The organism is Limimaricola litoreus, assembly GCF_024159025.1.
Taxonomy (GTDB): Bacteria; Pseudomonadota; Alphaproteobacteria; order Rhodobacterales; family Rhodobacteraceae; genus Limimaricola; species Limimaricola litoreus.
The window spans coordinates 1-5,489 of sequence record NZ_JAMYXC010000139.1; the positions used below are offsets into that span (position 1 = coordinate 1).

General features: G+C 69.3%; 7 protein-coding genes. 5 read left to right on the forward strand and 2 right to left on the reverse strand.

Features of this window, described 5'->3' with window-relative positions; genetic code table 11:
- The 5 genes from NHG85_RS09600 to dtd all read left to right on the forward strand — a co-directional run.
- Positions 1 to 947: DUF2927 domain-containing protein (locus NHG85_RS09600; RefSeq protein ID WP_253331840.1), on the forward strand; the 947-nt coding region annotated here is incomplete at its 5' end.
- Between the two features lie 23 nt (positions 948 to 970).
- Positions 971 to 2,092 carry an SPFH domain-containing protein gene (locus tag NHG85_RS09605; RefSeq protein WP_253331841.1) on the forward strand — a complete coding sequence of 374 codons (1,122 nt, stop codon included), beginning with the start codon at positions 971 to 973 and terminating at the stop codon, positions 2,090 to 2,092.
- Positions 2,093 to 2,111: 19 nt separating this feature from the next.
- A complete protein-coding gene (locus tag NHG85_RS09610) occupies positions 2,112 to 3,227 on the forward strand; it encodes a TFIIB-type zinc ribbon-containing protein (protein ID WP_253331844.1) in 1,116 nt (371 codons plus the stop codon).
- 76 nt (positions 3,228 to 3,303) lie between these two features.
- Positions 3,304 to 4,218 carry a carbohydrate kinase family protein gene (locus tag NHG85_RS09615; protein WP_253331846.1) on the forward strand — a complete coding sequence of 305 codons (915 nt, stop codon included), beginning with the start codon at positions 3,304 to 3,306 and terminating at the stop codon, positions 4,216 to 4,218.
- Complete coding sequence (gene dtd / locus NHG85_RS09620) at positions 4,215 to 4,658, forward strand: D-aminoacyl-tRNA deacylase (RefSeq protein ID WP_253331848.1); 444 nt, start codon at positions 4,215 to 4,217, stop codon at positions 4,656 to 4,658. Before NHG85_RS09615 ends, dtd begins: the two co-directional genes overlap by 4 nt.
- 4 nt (positions 4,659 to 4,662) lie before the next feature.
- Here dtd and NHG85_RS09625 read toward each other — a convergent pair whose 3' ends face one another.
- Both NHG85_RS09625 and NHG85_RS09630 read right to left on the reverse strand, forming a co-directional pair.
- Positions 4,663 to 5,157: a CAP domain-containing protein gene (locus tag NHG85_RS09625; RefSeq protein ID WP_253331850.1), complete on the reverse strand. Its 495-nt coding sequence runs from the start codon at positions 5,155 to 5,157 to the stop codon at positions 4,663 to 4,665.
- An 88-nt stretch (positions 5,158 to 5,245) separates the two neighbouring features.
- Entirely contained in the window at positions 5,246 to 5,407 is a 162-nt protein-coding gene (locus NHG85_RS09630; RefSeq protein WP_370363009.1) for a hypothetical protein, read from the reverse strand.
- Positions 5,408 to 5,489: the final 82 nt, after the last annotated feature.

Below are 5,489 nucleotides of genomic sequence, written 5' to 3' on the forward strand. Positions count from 1 at the left end.
CAGGCTGCGCGCCCGAGGTCGAGCTCGTGCCCGAGACACCACCGCGCAACCAGCCTGTGGCCAAGGCGCCGACCCCCAGCGCCCCGGAGGCGACCCCGGCGCCGCAGCCGCGCCCCGCAACCACCCCCGAGCCCGCCCGCTCGGCCGCGAGCAAGGCCCTGTCGCAGCATTACGCCCGGCTGCAATCCGACCTCGTGGCCCAGGGCCTGCTGCGCGGCGATGGCGGCGGGTCGGACACGCCCTTCACCGACACGATGCTGGCGCGCAATTTCATCCGCATCGCGCTTTACGACGAATACGTGGCCGATGGCGCCAACCTGCGCGCCGAGGCGACGATGAGCCGCCTGCGCCGCTGGGAGACGCCGATCCGCATGGATGTGCAGTTCGGCGAGACCGTCCCCGCCAAACAGCGCGCGCGCGACCGCAACGCCGTCGCCGCCTATGCCGCGCGCCTGTCGCGGCTCACCGGCGTGCCGATTGGCCAGACCGCCGGAGAGGGCAACTTCTCGGTGCTGATCCTCAACGAGGAGGACCGGCTGGGCTACGAGGACAGGCTCAGGCAAATGGTGCCGGGCATCGCCGAAAGCTCGGTGCGGGCCTTTCTCAACCCGCCGCGCTCGACACTGTGCCTCGTCATCGCCTTTTCCGAAGACGGCGGCAACACCTACTCCCGCGCGGTGGCGCTGGTCCGGGGCGAGCATCCCGACATGCTGCGCCTCGCTTGCATCCACGAGGAGCTGGCCCAGGGCATGGGGCTGGCCAATGACAGCCCGCAGGCGCGCCCCTCCATCTTCAACGACGACGAGGAGTTCGGCCTGCTGACCCGGCATGACGAGCTGCTCTTGCGGATGCTCTACGATCCGCGGCTCAGCCCCGGCATGAGCGCCGTTCAAGCCGCGCCGATCGCGCGGCGGATCGCGGCGGAACTGGTCGGCGGCAACAGCTGACCCCTCACGACAGGAGACGACCCATGGGCATTCTCGATTTCCTTTCCGGCCAGTTCATCGACGTCATCCACTGGACCGATGACAGCCGCGACACCATGGTCTGGCGCTTCGAGCGCGAGGGCCACGAGATCAAGTACGGCGCCAAGCTGACGGTGCGCGAGGGCCAGGCGGCAGTCTTCGTGCACGAGGGCCAGCTCGCGGATGTGTTCAAGCCCGGTCTCTACATGCTCGAGACCAACAACATGCCGATCATGACCTCGCTGCAGCACTGGGACCATGGCTTCCGCTCGCCGTTCAAGTCCGAGGTCTACTTCGTCAACACCACCCGGATCACCAACCAGAAATGGGGCACCAAGAACCCGGTGATGTGCCGCGACCCCGAGTTCGGCCCCGTCCGCCTGCGCGCCTTCGGCTCCTACGCGATGCGGGTGAAGGACCCGGCCCTGTTCCTGCGCGAGATCGTCGGCACGGATGGCGAGTTCACCACGCAGGAGATCTCCTACCAGATCCGCAACATCGTCGTGCAGGAGGCGAGCCGCGTGCTCGCGGGCTCCGGCATCCCGGTGCTCGACATGGCGGCCAACACCGGCGATCTGGGCAAGGTGGTGCGCGAGGCGATCACCCCGGTGATCGCGCAATACGGGCTGGAGATCCCCGAGTTCTACGTCGAGAACATCTCCCTGCCCGATGCGGTGGAGCGCGCGCTCGACAAGCGGACCTCGATGGGGATCGTCGGCGATCTGAACCGCTTCGGCCAGTATTCCGCCGCCGAGGCGATGACCACCGCCGCCGCCAACCCCTCTGGCACGATGGGGGCCGGCATGGGCTTCGGTATGGGGATGGTGGCGGGGCAAGGCCCGTGGGGGCCGATGCCCGGCGCGCAACAGCAGCAGCCGCAGCCCCCGCAGGCCGCGCCGCCCCCGCCACCGCCGCCGCCGGCCGAGCATGTCTGGCATCTGGCGGTGAACGGCGAGGTCACGGGTCCCTTTTCCAAGGCGCGGCTGGGCCGCATGGTGACCGAGGGCGGCTTTGGCCGAGACACCCATGTCTGGACCGCCGGTCAGGACGGCTGGAAGCGGGCCGAGGATGTGGACGAGCTGGCGCAGCTCTTCACCGTCATGCCGCCGCCGCCGCCCGCCCCGTGACCTTCGCCGTGAGCCGCCCATGACCGATCTGGCCGATCCCGCCCCCGCGCAGGTCGTCGAGGAGCACCGCTTTCCCTGTCCGGTCTGCGGCAGCGACATGCATTACGCCCCCGGCACCTCGGAGCTGGCCTGCACCCATTGCGGCCACCGCGAGGCGATCGCGCCGCTGCGCGACCCCGAGGCCACGCGCGAGATCGATTTCGAGAGCGCCCAGCGCGGCGAGGTGCCGGCTTCCGAGATCGAGGAGACGCGCATCGCCGCCTGTCCCAATTGCGGGGCGCAGGTGGAGTTCGCGCCCGAAACCCATGCCACGCGCTGCCCCTATTGCGACACGGCGGTCGTGGCCGACACCGGCACGCATCGCCATATCAAGCCGCGCGCGCTGCTGCCCTTCGAGGTCGACGAGACCCATGCGCACGAGGCGCTGACGCGCTGGCTCGGCAGTCTGTGGTTCGCGCCGAACGGGCTCAGGCAATATGCGCGCAAGGGGCGGCGGATGAACGGCATCTACGTGCCCTTCTGGACCTTCGACGCCCAGACCGAGACCGAGTATCGCGGCCAGCGCGGCGACACCTATTACGTCACCCGCACGGTGATGCGCGACGGCAAGCAGGTGCGGGTGCAGGAGCCGCGCATCCGCTGGCGGCGCGTGCGCGGCCGAGTCGCGCGGTTTTTCGACGACATCCTCGTGCTCGGCTCGAACTCCCTGCCCAAGACCCACACCGACAGGCTCGGCCCATGGGATCTTCCGGCGCTGACCCCCTACCGGCCCGAATACGTGGCGGGCTTCATGGCCGAAGGGTACCAGGTCGAGCTCGATGCGGCCTACGAGGAGGCGCGCGGGATCATGGAGGATGTCATCCGCGGCGACGTGCGCCGCGACATTGGCGGCGATCAGCAGCGGATCGAGGCGATGGAGACGCGGATCTCGGACGTCACCTTCAAGCATGTGCTGCTGCCGGTCTGGACCGCCGCCTATCGCTACCGCGGGCAAAGCTACGCCTTCGTGGTCAACGCCCGCTCGGGCAAGGTGCAGGGCGCGCGGCCCTATTCGAAGTGGAAGATCGCCTTCGCGGTGCTGCTTGCGCTGATCGTGGCTGCGATTCTCGGCTATTTCGGCTATCTCAACCAGTGAGCCTGCTTGCACGACCCCGCGTCAGGCGGCATTGTCTGCGCCGATCCAGACGCCCCAAGATCCGGAAGGAAACGGAATGATCCTCGCCTGCGGCGAAGCCCTGATCGACATGCTGCCCCGTCGCACCGAGAGTGGCGAGACCGCCTTTGCGCCCTACGCCGGGGGCGCGGTGTTCAACACCGCCGTCGCCATGGGCCGGATGGGCGCGCCCGCCGGGTTCTTCTCGGGCATCTCCTCGGACATGTTCGGCGATCTGCTGCGCGAATCGCTGGAGGCCTCGAAGGTCGACACCTTCCCGGCGCATATCTCCAACCGGCCGACCACGCTGGCCTTCGTGAAGCTGGTCGAAGGCCATGCCACCTACAACTTCTATGACGAGAACACCGCCGGGCGGATGCTGTCGGAAGACGACCTGCCCGAGCCGGGGGCGGACGCGCTGTTCTTCGGGGGCATCTCCCTCGTGGTCGAGCCCTGCGGCACCGCCTACGAGGCGCTGCAGGCGCGCGAGAGCGAGACCCGCGTCACCATGATCGACCCCAACATCCGCCCCAGCTTCATCCGCGACGAGGCCAGCTACCGCGCCCGGCTCGACCGGATGATCGCGCGGGCCGATATCGTGAAGGTCTCGGACGAGGATCTGCACTGGCTCGAAGGCGAGGGCGAGACCGCCGATCTGGCGCGCAAGATGCTCGCCAAGGGCCCGGCGCTGGTCTGCATCACCGAAGGCTCCAAGGGCGCCACCGGCTATACCGACGATCACACCGTCAGCGTCGCCTCCCACAAGGTCGAGGTGGCTGACACGGTCGGCGCGGGCGACACCTTCAACGCCGGGGTCCTGGTCAGCCTGCACCGCGCGGGCCTGCTCACCAAGGAGGCGATCGACACGCTGACCGAGGCGCAGATCCGCGACGCGCTGGCGCTGGGCGCGCAGGCCGCGGCCATCACCGTCAGCCGCCCGGGCGCCAACCCGCCCTGGGCCGACGAGCTTTGAAGGCCCTGGTCCAGCGCGTCTCGGAGGCCAGCGTCAGCGTCGACGGCACGGTGATCGGGCGCGCGGGGCCGGGTGTGCTCGTGCTGGTCTGCGCGATGCAGGGCGACACCGACGCTCTGCCGGCGCGGATGGCCGCCAAGATCGCGAAACTGCGCATCTTTCGCGACGATGAGGGCCGGATGAACCGCTCCTTGCTCGACACCGGCGGCGCGGCTCTTGTGGTGAGCCAGTTCACTCTGGCCGCCGACACCCGCACCGGCAACCGCCCCGGCTTTTCCGCCGCGGCCGCGCCAGAGATCGGCGAGCGGCTCTATGCCGCGCTGGCCGAGGAGTTGGCAGCGCTTGGCGTGCCGGTCGAGACGGGGCGCTTCGGCGCCGACATGAAGGTGGCTCTGGTCAATGACGGGCCGGTGACCATCCCGCTGGAGATCACCGGCTGAGCCGTCAGCAGGGCTGCGCCATCACCAACACCCAGACCGGCCCCTTGGCGCTTTGCGCGACGCCTACGCCGAACTCCTGCGCGCGGTCGAGCGCCATCACCTTGCGGTGGCCGGGCGAGCCCTGCCAACCGGTGATGATCTGCTGCGCGCGGGGATAGCCCCAGGCGAGGTTCTCGGCGCTGACCCCGGCGCAGTAACCGGTGCGCTCGACCCGGGCCCGGTGGTTCGAGCCGTCGCTGCCGCGATGGCCGAACTGCCCGCTGCGGGCCAGGTCGCAGGCCTGCACCTGCGCCGCGCGCGACAGCGCGCGGTCGTGAGACACCCGGCTCAGGCCCTGCGCGGTGCGAAATGCATTGAGACCGGACGCGACCCGGGTCGCCTTTGCATTGGCTTCCGTAGGCAAAGCGCAGTCGCCCGGCGCGGCGGTGGCGGGCGCGCCGGCAAGCCCGGTGAGAACAGCCGATGCCGCAAGCGTCATGGCCATCAGGTATCGTTTCATCTGCGTCCCTCGAACGATTTTGCGCTAGATCGCAAAATGAATGAGGCAAGGGCAAGGCGTGGCGATTTTTACGGGCAAGCTTGGGCGATCATCCGCGTGCGCCTGCCAGCATCCTGAGCGGCAGGCTGCCAACGAAGAGCGCCACCGCGACGCAGACGATCGACGGCCCCACGGGCGTGTCGAACCAAAGCGCCGCCTGCAGCCCTGCCAGCGCCGCCAGCGCCGCGGCACCGAGCGCCAGCCCCGCCATGGCCTCATCTGGCCGAAAAGTTCGGGGCCTTCCTGCCCAAGGATCCCGGCCAGCGCACCGAGGCGCTGAGCTGGCTGTTCTG

Bases quoted from the DNA above. Each gene is read 5' to 3' on its own strand.
- NHG85_RS09605 (WP_253331841.1), top strand. From the start codon at position 971: ATGGGCATTCTCGATTTCCTTTCCGGCCAGTTCATCGACGTCATCCAC.
- NHG85_RS09625 (WP_253331850.1), bottom strand. From the start codon at position 5,157: ATGAAACGATACCTGATGGCCATGACGCTTGCGGCATCGGCTGTTCTC.
- NHG85_RS09630 (WP_370363009.1), bottom strand. From the start codon at position 5,407: ATGGCGGGGCTGGCGCTCGGTGCCGCGGCGCTGGCGGCGCTGGCAGGG.
- NHG85_RS09610 (WP_253331844.1), top strand. From the start codon at position 2,112: ATGACCGATCTGGCCGATCCCGCCCCCGCGCAGGTCGTCGAGGAGCAC.
- NHG85_RS09615 (WP_253331846.1), top strand. From the start codon at position 3,304: ATGATCCTCGCCTGCGGCGAAGCCCTGATCGACATGCTGCCCCGTCGC.